Annotated in this window: 17 protein-coding genes; 8 read left to right on the top strand and 9 right to left on the bottom strand. The window is 71.4% G+C overall.

The window, feature by feature from the left end; genetic code table 11:
* Positions 1-79: 79 nt before the first annotated feature.
* Entirely contained in the window at positions 80-1,120 is a 1,041-nt protein-coding gene (locus ACFVAJ_RS20030) for a 4-hydroxy-3-methylbut-2-enyl diphosphate reductase (protein ID WP_376947819.1), read from the bottom strand.
* 40 nt (positions 1,121-1,160) lie between these two features.
* On the opposite strand from ACFVAJ_RS20030, the gene xseA reads away from it, so the two are divergent.
* The 5 genes from xseA to ACFVAJ_RS20005 all read left to right on the top strand — a co-directional run bounded on the left by xseA (position 1,161) and on the right by ACFVAJ_RS20005 (position 5,550).
* A complete protein-coding gene (xseA, locus tag ACFVAJ_RS20025) occupies positions 1,161-2,468 on the top strand; it encodes an exodeoxyribonuclease VII large subunit (protein ID WP_376947309.1) in 1,308 nt (435 codons plus the stop codon).
* Between the two features lie 10 nt (positions 2,469-2,478).
* Entirely contained in the window at positions 2,479-2,733 is a 255-nt protein-coding gene (locus tag ACFVAJ_RS20020) for an exodeoxyribonuclease VII small subunit (RefSeq protein ID WP_376947307.1), read from the top strand.
* Complete coding sequence (locus ACFVAJ_RS20015) at positions 2,733-3,374, top strand: DUF4245 domain-containing protein (RefSeq protein ID WP_376947305.1); 642 nt, start codon at positions 2,733-2,735, stop codon at positions 3,372-3,374. Before ACFVAJ_RS20020 ends, ACFVAJ_RS20015 begins: the two co-directional genes overlap by 1 nt.
* A gap of 23 nt (positions 3,375-3,397) precedes the next feature.
* On the top strand, positions 3,398-4,072 hold the full coding sequence (locus ACFVAJ_RS20010) for a carbonic anhydrase (RefSeq protein WP_376947303.1): 675 nt from the start codon (positions 3,398-3,400) through the stop codon (positions 4,070-4,072).
* Positions 4,073-4,134: 62 nt separating this feature from the next.
* Complete coding sequence (locus ACFVAJ_RS20005) at positions 4,135-5,550, top strand: class II fumarate hydratase (RefSeq protein WP_376947301.1); 1,416 nt, start codon at positions 4,135-4,137, stop codon at positions 5,548-5,550.
* An 82-nt stretch (positions 5,551-5,632) separates the two neighbouring features.
* Here the strand turns inward: ACFVAJ_RS20005 and ACFVAJ_RS20000 are convergent, their stop codons facing one another.
* The 5 genes from ACFVAJ_RS20000 to ACFVAJ_RS19980 all read right to left on the bottom strand — a co-directional run bounded on the left by ACFVAJ_RS20000 (position 5,633) and on the right by ACFVAJ_RS19980 (position 10,409).
* Positions 5,633-6,307, bottom strand: a complete 675-nt coding sequence (locus ACFVAJ_RS20000) for an HAD family hydrolase (protein ID WP_376947299.1) — start codon at positions 6,305-6,307, stop codon at positions 5,633-5,635.
* On the bottom strand, positions 6,304-6,705 hold the full coding sequence (locus ACFVAJ_RS19995; RefSeq protein ID WP_376947297.1) for a nuclear transport factor 2 family protein: 402 nt from the start codon (positions 6,703-6,705) through the stop codon (positions 6,304-6,306). Before ACFVAJ_RS19995 ends, ACFVAJ_RS20000 begins: the two co-directional genes overlap by 4 nt.
* Positions 6,706-6,854: 149 nt before the next feature.
* Positions 6,855-8,258 (bottom strand): PhoH family protein, encoded by a 1,404-nt coding sequence (locus tag ACFVAJ_RS19990; RefSeq protein ID WP_376947817.1) that lies wholly within the window; start codon positions 8,256-8,258, stop codon positions 6,855-6,857.
* A 165-nt stretch (positions 8,259-8,423) separates the two neighbouring features.
* Positions 8,424-9,542 carry an aminotransferase class V-fold PLP-dependent enzyme gene (locus ACFVAJ_RS19985; protein WP_376947295.1) on the bottom strand — a complete coding sequence of 373 codons (1,119 nt, stop codon included), beginning with the start codon at positions 9,540-9,542 and terminating at the stop codon, positions 8,424-8,426.
* 81 nt (positions 9,543-9,623) lie between these two features.
* Complete coding sequence (locus ACFVAJ_RS19980) at positions 9,624-10,409, bottom strand: isoprenyl transferase (RefSeq protein ID WP_376947293.1); 786 nt, start codon at positions 10,407-10,409, stop codon at positions 9,624-9,626.
* Positions 10,410-10,484: 75 nt separating this feature from the next.
* On the opposite strand from ACFVAJ_RS19980, the gene ACFVAJ_RS19975 reads away from it, so the two are divergent.
* Positions 10,485-11,288: a hemolysin III family protein gene (locus ACFVAJ_RS19975; RefSeq protein ID WP_376947291.1), complete on the top strand. Its 804-nt coding sequence runs from the start codon at positions 10,485-10,487 to the stop codon at positions 11,286-11,288.
* 3 nt (positions 11,289-11,291) lie between these two features.
* Here the strand turns inward: ACFVAJ_RS19975 and ACFVAJ_RS19970 are convergent, their stop codons facing one another.
* Positions 11,292-11,621 (bottom strand): hypothetical protein, encoded by a 330-nt coding sequence (locus tag ACFVAJ_RS19970; protein ID WP_376947289.1) that lies wholly within the window; start codon positions 11,619-11,621, stop codon positions 11,292-11,294.
* Positions 11,622-11,689: 68 nt separating this feature from the next.
* Between ACFVAJ_RS19970 and ACFVAJ_RS19965 the strand changes: the two genes are divergently transcribed.
* Together ACFVAJ_RS19965 and greA are read left to right on the top strand one after the other, a co-directional pair.
* Positions 11,690-12,112 (top strand): DUF4307 domain-containing protein, encoded by a 423-nt coding sequence (locus ACFVAJ_RS19965; RefSeq protein ID WP_376947287.1) that lies wholly within the window; start codon positions 11,690-11,692, stop codon positions 12,110-12,112.
* 78 nt (positions 12,113-12,190) lie between these two features.
* Complete coding sequence (gene greA / locus ACFVAJ_RS19960) at positions 12,191-12,682, top strand: transcription elongation factor GreA (protein WP_376947285.1); 492 nt, start codon at positions 12,191-12,193, stop codon at positions 12,680-12,682.
* A gap of 150 nt (positions 12,683-12,832) precedes the next feature.
* Here greA and ilvA read toward each other — a convergent pair whose 3' ends face one another.
* Together ilvA and ACFVAJ_RS19950 are read right to left on the bottom strand one after the other, a co-directional pair.
* On the bottom strand, positions 12,833-14,080 hold the full coding sequence (gene ilvA / locus ACFVAJ_RS19955; RefSeq protein ID WP_376947283.1) for a threonine ammonia-lyase: 1,248 nt from the start codon (positions 14,078-14,080) through the stop codon (positions 12,833-12,835).
* Positions 14,077-15,309: an AI-2E family transporter gene (locus ACFVAJ_RS19950; RefSeq protein ID WP_376947281.1), complete on the bottom strand. Its 1,233-nt coding sequence runs from the start codon at positions 15,307-15,309 to the stop codon at positions 14,077-14,079. The genes ilvA and ACFVAJ_RS19950 overlap by 4 nt, the downstream gene beginning before the upstream one ends.
* Positions 15,310-15,383 lie beyond the last annotated feature (74 nt).

Below are 15,383 nucleotides of genomic sequence, written 5' to 3'. Positions count from 1 at the left end.
AGCATTCGACGCCGAACGCGTCACGCCGACGGCGAACAGCGCCGCGACCGCGTCGCGCGCCGAGGGCGAGCGCTCGAGCTCAGGCGTCGGCGGTGCGGCGACCGCCGAGGGCGCGCGCGTCGCGGTTGCCCTGGAGATCCTTGCGGAGCTCCTTCGGCAGCGAGAACATGAGGTCCTCCTCGGCCGTCTTCACCTCGGCGACCTCGGCGTAGCCGGCATCGGCGAGCTCGAGCAGCACCTCTTTCACGAGGCCCTCGGGCACCGAGGCGCCGCTCGTGACGCCGACCGAGGCGACGCCGTCGAGCCACTCCTGGCGGATCTCGCTCGAGTAGTCGACGCGGTACGCGGCCTTCGCCCCGTTCTCGAGCGCGACCTCGACGAGGCGCACGCTGTTCGACGAGTTCGCCGACCCCACGACGATCACGAGCTCGGCCTCCTGGGCGACCTTCTTGATCGCGACCTGACGGTTCTGGGTGGCGTAGCAGATGTCGTCCGACGGCGGGTCCTGCAGGTTCGGGAACCGCTCGCGCAGACGGCGCACGGTCTCCATGGTCTCGTCGACCGAGAGGGTCGTCTGCGAGAGCCAGACCACCTTGTCGGGATCGCGCACCTCGATGTTCGGCACGTCGTCGGGGCTGTTCACGAGGGTCACGTGGTCGGGCGCCTCGCCCGCCGTGCCCTCGACCTCTTCATGCCCCTCGTGGCCGATGAGCAGGATCTCGAAGTCGTCGCGTGCGAAGCGCACCGCCTCGCGGTGCACCTTGGTGACGAGCGGGCACGTCGCGTCGATGGCGTGCAGGCCCCGGTCGGATGCCGCGTTCACGACCGCCGGCGAGACGCCGTGCGCGCTGAACACGATGTGGGCGCCCTCGGGCACTTCGTCGACCTCGTCGACGAAGATCGCGCCCTGCTTCTCGAGCTCGGTCACGACGTGGATGTTGTGCACGATCTGCTTGCGCACGTACACCGGCGCGCCGTAGTGCTCGAGCGCCTTCTCGACCGCGATCACGGCGCGGTCGACGCCCGCGCAGTAGCCGCGCGGCGCTGCCAGCAGCACCCGCTTGGCGCCGTCGACCGGGTTATTCTTGAGCCGGCCTCGCACGCTCGGGATTCTGGGCATGCCGAGGTCGATCCGCGGTGCATCAGTCAAGCTCGTCACGATGCCAATCCTACGCGGCACAACCTGGGCGGGCGGTCGGGAGGCCAGCGTGACGGACGCACCGGCACCGCGCGACGCCCCGGCGACGCGCGAGGCCCCTTGGCCCGTCTCGCAGCTCTCGGCGAAGCTCAAGCAGTACCTCGACCGGCTCGGCACCGTCTGGGTCGAGGGCGAGATCACCCAGTGGGGCGTCTCGGGCGGCAATGTCTACGGCAAGCTGAAGGACCTCGACGCCGACGCGACCGTGTCGTTCCAGATCTGGTCGTCGGTGAAGTCGCGCCTCGGCGGCGACTTCAAACAGGGCGACCGGGTCGTCGCGCTCGTGAAGCCGAACTGGTGGGTCAAGGGCGGCTCGCTGTCGATGCAGGTGTTCGAGCTGAAGCACGTCGGCCTCGGCGACCTGCTCGAGCGGCTCGAGCGCCTGCGTGCGCAGCTCGCGGCCGAGGGGCTCTTCGACGTCTCCCGCAAGCGGCGGCTGCCGTTCCTCCCCGGCGTCGTCGGACTCATCACCGGAAAGGACAGCGACGCCGAGAAGGACGTGCTGCGCAACGCCCGGCTCCGGTGGCCGGCCGTCGAGTTCCGGGTCGTGCACGCGGCGGTGCAGGGCGATCGCACCCCGGGCGAGGTCGTCGCCGCGATCGAACGCCTCGACGCCGACCCCGAGGTCGAGGTGATCATCGTGGCCCGCGGCGGCGGCGACTTCCAGAACCTGCTCGGCTTCAGCGACGAGCGCGTCGTGCGGGCCGCGGCCGCGGCATCCACCCCCATCGTCTCGGCGATCGGCCACGAAGCCGACCGCCCCCTGCTCGACGAGGTCGCCGACCTCCGCGCCTCCACGCCGACCGACGCCGCGAAGCGCGTCGTGCCCGACGTCGGCGAAGAGCTGCTGCGCGTCGAACAGGCGCGTGCACGCGTGAGCCTGCGCCTGCGCACCCTCGTCGCGCACGAGATCGATCGCATCGGCCATCTCCGCACCCGGCCCGCGCTCGCCGACACCACGTGGATCGTCGATCGTCGGTCCGAAGACCTCACGCGCTGGGTCGCGCGCGGCGCCGAGCTCGTCGAGCGGCAGGTCGAGCGGCAGACCCACCGCATCGGCGAACTCCGCGGCCACCTGCGGGCGCTCTCGCCGCAGTCGACCCTCGATCGCGGGTACGCGATCGTGCAGGGACCCGACGGGCACGTCCTCCGCGGCCCGCAGGGCGCACCGTCGGGCGCGGCCCTCACGCTCACGCTCGCCGAGGGCCGCCTCGCGGCCCGTTCCGAGGGCGAGGCCGCTCCGGTCGGCCACTCAGGCGACGCCGAATAGAATGGGCGCCATGCCCCCCACCAACGAACTCGACGTCGCCGAGCTGAGCTACGAGCAGGCCCGCGACGAGCTCGTCCGCGTCGTCGGCGAACTCGAGCAGGGTTCCGCCACACTCGAGCAGTCGCTGGCCCTGTGGGAGCGCGGCGAGGCCCTCGCGGCCCGCTGCGAGGAGTGGCTCATCGGCGCGAAGGCGCGTCTCGACGCGGCCCGCGCCGGCGCCGGCGCCGTGGCATCCGACGCCCGACGCGACGGCGGCGAGGCCTGATGGCCCAGCGCGCACCGCGGGTCGTCGCCGAGCTCGGCCGCCCCGAGACCCCTGAGGAGACCGCGGCCCGCAAGGCCGAGAACTCGCTCAAGCACCGTCAGCGGCAGACGACGAAGAACCTCGTGCTCGCCCTCGGCGCGAGCCTCGCGCTCGTCGTCGTCATCGTCCTCCTCGTGCCGCGCAGCGACACCCCGCTCGAACGCGACGTCGACGTCGCCCAGGTCGCCGAGCAGGCGCAGATCGCGAGCGACGACCCGCTCGCCGTACCCGAACTGCCCGAGGGTTGGCGAGCCAACGCCGCCGAGCTGCGCACGAGCCAGGCCGACGGGGTCACGGCCTGGTACGCCGGCTACCTGACGCCGAGCGACGAGTTCATCGGCCTCTACCAGGGCTTCGACGCCAACCCGACGTGGGTCTCGGGGCTGCTCGCGCGCACCCTCGCGACCGGCACGACCACGATCGACGGCGTCGAGTGGACGATCTACGACAACCGCAAGACCGGGGACGACGTCGGCAACGCGCGCTACGCGCTGACGACCGAGTCGGGCGGCAGCACCTTCGTGCTGCTCGGCACGGCCTCCCCCGAGGAGTTCACCGCACTCGCGACGGCCATCGCCCCGACGGTCGACGCACAGGACTGACCCGCCCGACGACGAGGAGCCACGTGACCGAGCAGCCGAACGATCCCACCACCGAACGGCCCGACACTCCGGCTGCCACGTGGCGCGAACTCCGTCGCGGCAACGAGCGATTCGTCGCCGGCACGCCCGAGCACCCCCGCCAGGACATCGACCGGCGCACGTCGCTCGCGCACGCGCAGCGCCCCATGGTCGCCGTCTTCGGCTGCAGCGACTCGCGCCTCGCCGCCGAGATCATCTTCGACGTCGGCCTCGGCGACGCCTTCGTCGTGCGCAACGCCGGCCAGGTCGTCTCGCCGTCCGCGATCGGCTCGCTCGAGTACGCCGTCGGCATCCTGCACGTGCCGGTCGTCGTCGTGCTCGCCCACGACGAGTGCGGCGCCGTGCGCGCCGCCATCGACTCGCAGGCGAGCGACGCCGCACCGCTGCCCTCGTTCATCGCCGGCCTCGTCGAGAAGATCGTGCCCGCGGTGCGCAAGGTGGCCGGCAACGGCGCCAGCGCCGACGGTGCCATCGACCCCTCGCACGTCGACGCCGGCTACGTCGGGCGCGAGCACCTGCGCAACACCGTGACCGAGCTCGTCGAGAGCTCGGAGATGATCAGCGACGCGATCGCAGCGGGTACGCTGGCTATCGTCGGCGCGAACTACCGACTGTTCGAGGGTCGCGTCGAGACCGACATCGTCCTCGGTCGCATCTGACGCCGCGCAGCGCGTCTCCCGCCGGCGGGGCCGGCATCGCAGCAACCGAAAGGGAACACACCGTGGTGGACAACGCCGCCGACTACCGCATCGAGCACGACACGATGGGCGAGGTGCGGGTTCCCGCCCGTGCCCTCTACCGCGCGCAGACGCAGCGCGCCGTCGAGAACTTCCCCATCTCGGGGTCGGGGCTCGAGCCGCAGCAGATCCAGGCGCTCGCGCGCATCAAGAAGGCCGCCGCGCAGGCCAACGCGCAGCTCGGCGTGCTCGACGCGGGCATCGCCCAGGCGATCGAAGCCGCCGCCGACGAGGTCATCTCGGGCGCGCACGGCTTCACCGAGCACTTCCCGGTCGACGTGTACCAGACCGGCTCGGGCACGAGCTCGAACATGAACATGAACGAGGTGCTCGCGACCCTCGCGACCACCAAGCTCGGCAGCCCCGTGCACCCGAACGACCACGTCAACGCCTCGCAGTCGTCGAACGACGTCTTCCCGACCTCGGTGCACATCGCCGTGACGGCGGCGCTCATCGACGACCTGATCCCCGCGCTCGACCACCTCGCCGTCGCCCTCGAGGCGAAGGCCGAGCTGTGGGCCGACGTCGTGAAGGCCGGCCGCACCCACCTCATGGACGCGACGCCCGTCACCCTCGGCCAGGAGTTCGGCGGCTACGCCCGCCAGGTGCGCCTCGGCATCGAGCGTGTGCGCACGGCGCTCCCCCGCGTCGCCGAGGTGCCGCTCGGCGGTACCGCCGTCGGCACCGGCATCAACACCCCGGCCGGGTTCCCTCAGCTCGTCATCGAGCTCCTCCAGCGCGAGACCGAGCTGCCCGTCACCGAAGCGGCAGACCACTTCGAGGCGCAGGCCAACCGCGACGGCCTCGTCGACGCCTCCGGCGCGCTCCGCACGATCGCCGTGAGCCTCACGAAGATCGCGAACGACCTCCGCTGGATGGGCTCGGGCCCGAACACCGGCCTCGGCGAGCTGAACATCCCCGACCTCCAGCCGGGCTCCTCGATCATGCCGGGCAAGGTCAACCCCGTCGTGCCCGAGGCCGTGCTCATGGTCTGCGCGCGGGTCATCGGCAACGACGCGACCATCGCCTGGGGCGGCGCCTCGGGCGCGTTCGAGCTCAACGTGCAGATCCCCGTCATGGGCACCGCGCTCCTCGAGTCGATCCGCCTGCTCGCGAACTCCGTGCGCGTGCTGGCCGACAAGACGATCGACGGTCTCGAGGCCAACGTCGAGCGCGCGACCGCCCTCGCCGGCATGTCGCCCTCGATCGTGACCCCGCTCAACAAGCTCATCGGCTACGAGGCGGCGGCGAAGATCGCGAAGCACTCGGTGGCCAAGGGCATCACGGTGCGCGAGGCCGTCATCGACCTCGGCTACGTCGAGCGCGGCGACCTCACGGAAGAGCAGCTCGACAGCGCCCTCGACCTCCTGTCGATGACGCGTCCGCCGCAGGCGAAGTAGTCCTCGAAGCACCTCGGATGCCCCGTGCCGGTCTCGGCACGGGGCATCCGTCGTCTCGGGACTGTCGCAGACGGCGCCGGACTCAGCGTGTGTCGGTGACCCCGTCGACGAATCGGCGAATCGCCGGGGCCGCGTCGGCGAGCGTCGTGAAGTGGCGGTGCGCCCCGTCGACCGGCACGGCCCGATTCACGCTCCACACCGTCATGCCCGCGGCGAGGCCGGCGGCGACGCCCGATGGCGAGTCCTCGATGACGAGGCAGTCGACCGGGCGCGCCTCGAGTCGCTGCGCGGCCAGGATGTAGGGGTCGGGTGCGGGCTTGCCGCGCTCGGTCGCGGCGTTGTCGACGACGACCGACGGCACGGGCAGCCCGAGTCGTGCGAAGCGTCGGACGACCCTGCGCTCGGCGTTCGACGTGACCACGGCCCAGCCGCCTCGCGGCAGGGCGTCGAGCAGCTCGGCGGCGCCGGGGATGCCACGGAGCTCGCCGTGCGCGGCCTCGGCGTCTTCGAGCACGTCGAACTCGGCGATGCTCGCCTCGACCTCCGCCGCGGGGAGGAACTCGGCCGCCGTCTCGAGCGGCCGGGTCCGCAGGGCGACCTCGTGGACGCGCTCGGCGTCGAGACCGCGCTGTGCGGCCCACCTGCCCCAGATCCGGCGCTGCCCGTCGAGCGCGTCGAGCAGGGTGCCGTCGACGTCGAACAGCACCGCGTGCACGCGCCGGCCGGTGCCCGTGTCGCGGTCCCCCGGCCCGCTCACCCAGCGTCGGCCATCGCCTCGACCCACTGCCGCCGCCACTCGGGCGCCGGATCGCCGCCGCGGGTCGTCCAGTACTCGCGACCCTCGACGATGAGCCCGTCGCGAACCGTCCAGAAGGAGGCGGCTCGGAACACGCCGACGCCCTCGTGCGGCACCTCGACCTCGGAGACGACCCGGTCGCCGTCGGCCACGATCGAGAGCACGCGGATCGACCAGCCCTCGGGGTACTCGGCGTTGACCGCGACGAAGTTCTCGGGGCCGACGATGCGCTCGAGCGAGGCGTACCAGTCGACCACGAGCTCGTCGGCGAGGAGTTCGCGAACGCCCGCCCAGTCGCGGGCCTGCATGCGCCTCCAGAGGGCTTCGATCACGCCGGCGGGGGTCGGGTCGCTGAGCATGCCACCATCCTGTCGCGATCCGCCGACATCCCGCCCTGCTCGACCCGGAGGCCGCCACCGCTCGGGAGGAGAACGCACGATCGGCGGACCTCCTCCCGATCGTGCGTACTCCTCCGAACCGCGCGCCGCCGCGCGAGACCCGGCCCCTCCTACGTCAGTTCCGCCCCGTCGAGCACCTCGGCGACGAGCGCCGCGATCGCCGAGCGCTCGCTCCGCGTCAACGTGATGTGCGCGAAGAGGGGATGTCCCTTCAGCGTCTCGATGACGGAGGCGATGCCGTCGTGGCGGCCCACTCGGAGGTTGTCGCGCTGGGCGACGTCGTGGGTCAGCACGACCCGCGAGTTCTGGCCGATGCGGCTGAGCACGGTGAGCAGCACGTTGCGTTCGAGCGACTGCGCCTCGTCGACGATCACGAAGGCGTCGTGCAGCGAGCGACCGCGGATGTGCGTGAGCGGCAGCACCTCGAGCAGTCCGCGGTCGACCACCTCGTCGAGCACGTTGTCGGAGACGACGGAGCCGAGCGTGTCGAACACCGCCTGGCCCCAGGGGTTCATCTTCTCGCCCTGGTCGCCGGGCAGGTAGCCGAGCTCCTGCCCGCCGACGGCGTACAGCGGGCGGAACACCATGATCTTCTTGTGCTGCTGGCGCTCGAGCACCATCTCGAGCCCGGCGCACAGCGCGAGCGCCGACTTGCCGGTGCCGGCGCGCCCACCGAGCGAGAGGATGCCGACCTCGGGGTCGAGCAGGAGGTCGATCGCGAGCCGCTGCTCGGCCGAGCGGCCGTGCACGCCGAAGACGTCGCGGTCGCCGCGCACGAGCTTCACCTCGCGTTCGCCGACGACCCGGCCGAGGGCCGAGCCGCGGTCGGAGTGGATGACGAGGCCCGTGTTCACGGGCATCCCGTCGACCTCCTTCGTCGTCATCTGCTCGTGCTCGTAGAGGGAGGCCATGTCGTTCGAGCCGAGCGAGAGCTCGGCCATGCCCGTCCAGCCCGAGTCGAGGGCGAGCTCGTGCCGGTACTCCTGCGCGTCGAGTCCGATCGAGGCGGCCTTGACGCGCAGCGGCAGGTCCTTCGACACGACGGTGACCGGAATCCCGTCCTGCTGCAGGTTGGCGGCGCACGCGAGGATGCGCGAGTCGTTGTCGCCGAGCTGGAGCCCGCTCGGCAGCACCTTCGGGCTCGAGTGGTTGAGTTCGACCCGGAGCGAGCCGCCGTCGCCCACGGGAATCGGGAAGTCGAGCCGCTCGTGCGCGACGCGCAGCTCGTCGAGGATCCGGAGCGACTGCCGAGCGAAGTACCCGATCTCGGGGTCGTTGCGCTTCGCCTCGAGCTCGGTGATGACCACGACAGGCAGCACCACCGCGTGCTCGGCGAAGTTGAAGAGTGCGCGCGGATCGCTCAACAGCACCGAGGTGTCGAGCACGTACGTGCGCTCGGCCTGCGCGACGCCGTCGCGCGTGCTCGCCGCGGCGCGCTCATCCGAGCGCTCGTCCGGACGACCGACCGAATCAGGAGTAACCGATGACGCCACAACCGCTCCCGCCCCGAGCATTCCTGCCCGGTTCACGCGCCGGCCGGCGATCCCTCCGTAGTCGGTTTCGAGGCCGACTCGAACGGGCGATCTGCCCGTTGAGCCGAACCTACGTCCGTCGCGCGAGAACCGCGGAAGCGACACGCGGGAGGACACACGCCGTTCACGTCCGACGTGCGCCCCGCGCTAGTAGCTCGCGGCCGTCGAGTACGAGACGAACGCGGCGCGCAGCATCTCGAAGGTCTCGTCGGAGGTCGCGGAGTGGATCGAGAGCCGCACCTGCCCGAGGCGGGTCGTCGCGGTGACGCCGTGGTTGTGCAGCGACGCCGTGAGCAGGGTCACCTGCTCGGCCGGCGGCTCGAGCACGACCATGCCGGCCCGCTCCTGCTCGTCGCGCGACGAGACGACGGCGATCGCATACTCGTCGGCGAGTTCGATCGCGCGGCTCACGCGCTCGGCCACGGCCGCGTTGATCGCGGGGACGCCGGTCTCGGCGATCTCCTCGAGGGCGGCCGCGAGCCGCGCCTGCGCGAGCGGGTCGGGGTTGGCGATGCGGTAGGCGCGGGCGTCGGGCGCGGGCGGCGGCACGTGCCCCCAGGGCTCGACCTCCTCGGTCGCGCTGAACCCCGAGAACACGGGCGTCAAGCGCTCGAGCGCACGGTCGGAGAGGGCGAGCAGGCCCGTGCCCCAACCGGCGCGGCACCACTTCTGCCCACCGGTGACGACGACGTCGGCGGCCTCCCACGGAGCATCCACGACGCCGAAGCCCTGGATCGCGTCGACGATCAGGAGCCGGTCGCCGATGACCTGCCGGATGCCCTCGATGTCGCAGAGGTACCCGGTGCGCGAGTCGACGAGGCTCACCGCGACGGCCGCGACGTTCTGCTCGAGCTGCTCGCGGATCTGCCCGGGCGTCACCTTGCCGTGGTCGGTCTCGAGCCACACGGGCTGCACCGTGTGCAGCGCCTCCTGGGCGCGCACGGCGCCGATCGGCAGGCTCGGGAACTCCTCGGCCGAGAGCAGCACGCCCCCCGTGAGCCCGAACATGGCGTGCATGATGCCGGTCGTGGTGTTCGGCTCGAAGACGATCTGCTCGGGGGTGAAGCCGGTGACCGCGGCGGCGGCGGCGCGCACCCGCGCGTCCTGCTCGGAGAACGCGTCCATGCTGCCGTGGCGGGCGCGCTGCAGCACCTGCGTGAACGCGAGCACCTCTTCGGCGGCAGCGGTCGACAGCGGCCCCACCCGGCCGTAGTCGAGGTAGCCGGGTTCTTCCGTGAATCCGGCGTTGAAATCGTCGATGGTCACCTGATGTGCCCCCTTCTCCGTCGAACATCCTTGCAGAACGAGGGGATGCCTCGCAGCCCGGCTGCCGACGGCGGCCGCCGGTCAGCCGCCGAAACGGCGGTGGCGCTTGGAGTAGTCGCGGAGTGCGCGGAGGAAGTCGACCTTGCGGAGGTCGGGGCCGAGTGCCTCGACGAAGTAGAACTCGCTGTGCGCCGACTGCCACAGCATGAAGTCGCTGAGGCGCTGCTCGCCCGAGGTGCGGATGACGAGGTCGGGGTCGGGCTGACCGCCGGTGTAGAGGTGCTCGCCGATGAGGTCGGGGGTGAGCCGCTCGGCCAGGTCTTCGAGGCTGCGCCCCTCGGCGTGATGCGCGGCGACGATCGAGCGCATCGCGTCGGTGATCTCCTTGCGGCCGCCGTAGCCGACCGCGAGGTTCACGTGGAGGCCGTGCTTGTCGGCGGTGCGATGCTCGGCCGCGTCGAGCGCGGCGACGAGCGGCTCGGGCAGGCCCGTGTCCGAGCCCACGTGCTGCACCCGCCAGTCGCGATAGTGGCTGAGCTCCTCGGCGAGTTCGGCGATGATCTCGATGAGGTCGGCGAGCTCGTCGCTCGGACGGTTGCCGAGGTTGTCGCTCGAGAGCAGGTAGAGCGTGACGGTCGAGATGCCGGCGTCGTCGCACCACTCGAGGAACTCGCGCATCTTCGCGGCGCCCGCGCGGTGCCCGTGCGCGGCCGTCTCGAAGCCGAGCTGCTTCGCCCAGCGGCGGTTGCCGTCGATGATCATCGCGACGTGGCGCGGGAGGGCCGCGGGGTCGAGTCCGCGTCGGAGCCGGTTCTGGTAGAGCCGGTAGAGGATCCCGCGACCGAGGGGCTGATCGCTCGTCTGCACGGCACTACGCTACCCCTTCACCGCCGCTGCCGAACTCACAGCGGACCGTGACCGCCGAGGCTCTACGCTGTGACCATGACCCCCGAGCGCCATCGCGAACCCGCCGACCTCGTCGAAGGGTTGACGCGCCCGGTCGCTCCCGACGACCCGGCCGATCTCGCGGTCGAGCGCGACGAGCACGGCCCCGATCTGCCGAACATCCCGCTGCTCGACGACTCGCTCAGCCACGCCGACGAGGTCAAGCCGACGTGGCGCGGCTGGATCCACGCGGCGACCTTCCCGGTGACGATCATCGCCGGCATCGTGCTGATCGTGCTCGCCGAGGGTGCCCCGGCGAAGTGGGCCTCGGCGGTGTTCGTGCTCACCTCGATGCTGCTGTTCGGCAACTCGGCGCTCTATCACCGCTTCAACTGGAAGCCGAAGACGAAGGTCGTGCTGAAGCGCATCGACCACGCGAACATCTTCCTGCTCATCGCCGGCACGTACACCCCGCTCGCGATCCTCGCGCTGCCGCCCGAGAAGGGCTGGCTCCTGCTCTCGATCGTCTGGGGCGGCGCGCTGCTCGGCATCGGATTCCGCGTCTTCTGGATCTCGGCGCCCCGCTGGCTGTACGTTCCGCTCTACCTGCTGCTCGGCTGGGCCGCGGTCATGTACCTCGGCGACCTGCTCGCAGCGAACCTCGCGATGATGGTGCTCGTCATCGTCGGCGGCCTGCTCTACACGGTCGGCGCGGTCGTCTACGGCTTCAAGAAGCCGAACCCGTGGCCCGGCGTCTTCGGGTTCCACGAGATCTTCCACACCTGCACGGTGCTGGCCTTCATATGCCACTGGACGGCGACGCTGCTGATCGCCATGGCGCCGGCGTACCACGCCGGCTGACGCTCAGCCCCGGTTCGGGGCGTCGTCGTCGCGCGGCCCGTCCTCCGCGGCATCCGTCGTCTGCGCGTCGGCCTCGCCGACGGCGGCCTCGTCCACCGCGGCCGCCTCGGCCGCGGCCTCGGCCTCGAGCTCAGCACGCACCTGGGCCCGGTAGTTCGTGCGGCGGATGCGCCGCACCATGTCGAGGATGAGCAGGAGCACCACGACCATGATGAGGAAGGTCACGACGAAGCCCCAGACCCCGGGGGTGACCGTGTTCGGGTCGAACTCGTCCTGCTCGGCGCCGAAATCGGTCGCCGGGAGCAGCAGAGAACGGACGGAGTCGACGAGCATCGGATTCCCTTCAGGGGGCGGCGTTAGGCTTGATGCAGCCTAGTCGATCCACCTCTGAAGGAGCCCGGGTGCCCACCCAGACCGACGCACCCGCGAGTGCGCAGCTCGACGACCGATACGGGCGCACCCGCCGTCATCGCTCGCGCGACCGATTCCTCCTCATCGGCGCCGCGATCGCCTTCGCCGTGGTGCTCGTCGCGTGGGTGGTCTGGGCCGGCCTCGACGGCCAGAAGCCCCAGCTCGAGGTGACCGACACCGGGCATCGCCTCCTGAACGAGGAGCGCGCCGTCGAGGTGAGCTGGAACCTCTCGGTGCCGCCCGGCAACGAGACCGCGTGCATCGTGCAGGCATTGAACGAGGACTTCACGGTCGTCGGCTGGAAGGTGATCGAGGTCCCGGCCTCCGACCAGCACATCCGCAGCCTGACCGAGACCGTGCGCACCGCGCAGGAGGCGAACACGGGTTTGATTTACCGCTGCTGGCTCACCTAACATTGGACATTCGCCCTGAACGTCGTTCGGGGCGACACGTCTATCCGGCGTGACTTCCCCTACACAGGAGTGTGCATCATGGCGCAGGACGCCACCGTCACCTGGCTCACCCAGGAGGCCTACGACCGCCTCGCGGCGGAACTCGAACAGCTCTCGACCGCCGGTCGCGAGGAGATCGCGAAGCGCATCGAAGCGGCACGCGAAGAGGGCGACCTCAAGGAGAACGGCGGCTACCACGCCGCGAAGGACGAGCAGGGCAAGATCGAGGCACGCATCCGCCAGCTCAAGGAGCTGCTGAAGACCGCCGAGGTCGGCGACGCCCCCGCGTCGAAGGGCATCGTCGAGTCCGGCACCGTCATCACGGCGATCATCGCCGGCGACGAGGAGACCTTCCTCATCGGCAGCCGCGAGATCGCCGGCGACTCCGAGCTCGACGTGTGGAGCGAGCAGTCGCCGCTCGGCGCCGCGATCCTCGGCCTCGCGGTCGGCGCGAAGACCAGCTACACCGCGCCGAACGGCCGCGAGATCGCCGTCGAGGTCACCGCCGTCGACACCTGGGGCGGCCAGTAGGGCGCTCCCCCACCGACGAACGCGAAGAGCGGATGCCACGTGGCATCCGCTCTTTCGCGTTGCGACCCGGCTTCAGGAAGGAGGACGCTCTGCAGGACGATCCGCCGGGAATCGTCCTGACCGCGCGCGTTCTCCTGAGACGGCGCCCGCTCAGTCGTCGAGCACGACGGGCGAGTACCCGGCGCGGCGGAGGGCCTCGACGACCTCGGTGCGGTGGGCGGGGCCACGGGTCTCGACCGAGATGTCGATCTCGACCTCGGAGATCTGCATGCCGCGCCCGTGGCGGGTGTGCATCACCTCGACGACGTTCGCGTGGGTGCCCGCGACGAGCTCGGCGACGCGCACGAGCTGGCCCGGGCGGTCGGGCAGCCCGATGCGCACGGTGAGGTAGCGGCCCGAGGCGGCGAGACCGTGCGCGATGACGCGCTGCACGAGCAGGGGGTCGATGTTGCCGCCCGAGAGCACGGCGACCGCCGGCCCGTCGTTCGGCACGGCGCCGGTCATGATCGCCGCGACCGCGACCGCGCCGGCCGGTTCGACGACGAGCTTCGCCCGCTCGAGCAGCACGAGCAGCGCGCGGGCGATGTCGTCCTCGCCGACGGTGACGATCTCGTCGATCGTGTCGCGGATGATCTCGAAGTTGAGGGCGCCGGGGCGATACACGGCGATGCCGTCGGCGATCGTCGGCACGACGGGCACCTGCTGCGGCGACCCGGCCGCGAGCGAGGCGACGTACGGGGCCGCGTTGGCCGCCTGCACGCCGATCACGCGGATCGTGCGCCCCTCGGCCGCCGCCTGCTGCTTCACGGCGCTCGCGATGCCCGCGGCGAGCCCGCCGCCGCCGATCGGAACGACGATGGTCGTGGCGTCGGGCGCCTGCTCCAGGATCTCGAGCCCGAGCGTTCCCTGGCCCGCGACGACGTCGTGGTGGTCGAAGGGCGGGATGATGACCGCGCCCGTCTCCTCGGCGAAGGCCGCCGCCGCCTCGAGCGTCTCGCCGATCGAGGCTCCGGCGAGCACGACGTCGGCGCCGTAGGCGCGGGTCGCCTCGAGCTTCGGCAGGGCGACGCCGACCGGCATGAAGATCGTCGCGCGGATGCCGAGCTCGCGGGCCGCGTACGCGACGCCCTGGGCGTGGTTGCCCGCCGACGCGGCGACGACGCCGCGCGCCCGCTCGCCGTCGGAGAGCGAGGAGAGCCGGTTGTAGGCCCCGCGCAGCTTGTACGAGCCGGTGCGCTGCAGGTTCTCGCACTTGAGGCGCACGGGGGCGCCGAACAGCCGCTCGAGATAGCGCGAGGACTCCATCGGCGTCTGCCGCGCGACGCGCGCGACGACCTCGCGAGCGGCTTCGAACTCGGCGAGGGTCGGCCCCGCGACGGTGGTGCTCAACTCGTTCATTCTCCTCGGAATCCGGGTCGTTGGGGCACGGTGCGCCAGAGCGGCGATCGCACGTCGGCGGTCGACGGTGGCGCGTCGTCCTTCCACGCCCCGCCCGAGACGTAGAGGATCATGACGTTGACCACCGCGGCCACCGGCACCGCGAAGAGCGCGCCGGGGATGCCGGCGAGCAGCGACCCCGTCGCCACCGCGAGCACGACGCCGAGCGGGTGCACCTTCACGGCGGTGCCCATGATGAGCGGCTGCAGCACGTGGCCCTCGACCTGCTGCACGAGCAGCACGACGCCGAGCATGATGAGCGCGACGCCCCAGCCGTTGTAGACGAGCGCGACGAACACCGCGAGCGCGCCGGTCGCGACGGCACCGACGATCGGGATGAAGGAGCCGAGGAAGACGAGGATCGCGATCGGGACCGCGAGCGGCAGACCGAGGAAGAAGGCGCCCAGCCCGATGCCGACGGCGTCGATCGTCGCGACGAGGATCTGCACCTTGACGAAGTTCTGGAGCGTCGTCCAGCCGGCCCCGCCGGCGCCGTCGACGGCGGCGCGGGCGCGCCGCGGGAAGATGCCGACGATCCAGTTCCAGATGCCGCGTCCGTCGATGAGCATGAAGAGGGTCGCGAACAGGGCGAGCAGCATGCCTGCGAGGAAGTGGCCGAGGCTCGAGCCGACCGAGAGCGCGCCGCTCCAGATGATCCCCATGTCCTGCTGCACGGCCGTGACGGCGCGATCGACGAGGTCGTTGAGCTGGGCCTCGGTGATGTGCAGCGGCCCCTCGAGGAGCCAGCCGCGGAACTCCTCCCACGCGACGAGCGACTGCGCGGCGAGTTCGTCGGCGCCGCGGGCGATCTGCCAGATGCCGAGGGTGAGGAGGCCCCCGACGACGGCGAGCGCCGAGAGCATCGCCGTCGTGACCGCGAGCCACTTGGGCCAGCGGTGGTGCTGCAGGAACCCCGAGAAGGGGACGAGCAGGGCGCTCAGGAGCACGGCGACGAGGATCGGGATCACGATCAGCCGGAGCTGGATGATGAGGAAGACCACGACGGCGAGCACGCCGCCGATGAGGAGGAGGCGCCACGACCAGGCACCGGCAAGCCGCATGCCGAACGGGATCGAGTCGACCGGATCGCGCACGGGCTCGACGGGCGTCGGCGACGGTTCGGTGGCTCGCCCGGCCCATCGTCGCGACCATCGGCCGCGCTTCCCCGCCCCACCAGTCGAGTCCGCCATTCGTCCAGTCTAGGCACCGAGTATGCGCGGTTCGGCATGTCGAGCGCGACGAGGTGGTGAACGGCGAGCGCCGT

This window comes from Agromyces sp. NPDC057679 (assembly GCF_042799635.1).
Lineage (GTDB): Bacteria > Actinomycetota > Actinomycetes > Actinomycetales > Microbacteriaceae > Agromyces.
The sequence above is the reverse complement of the archived record's forward strand: the minus strand, read 5'-3'. Positions and strand labels throughout refer to the sequence as shown.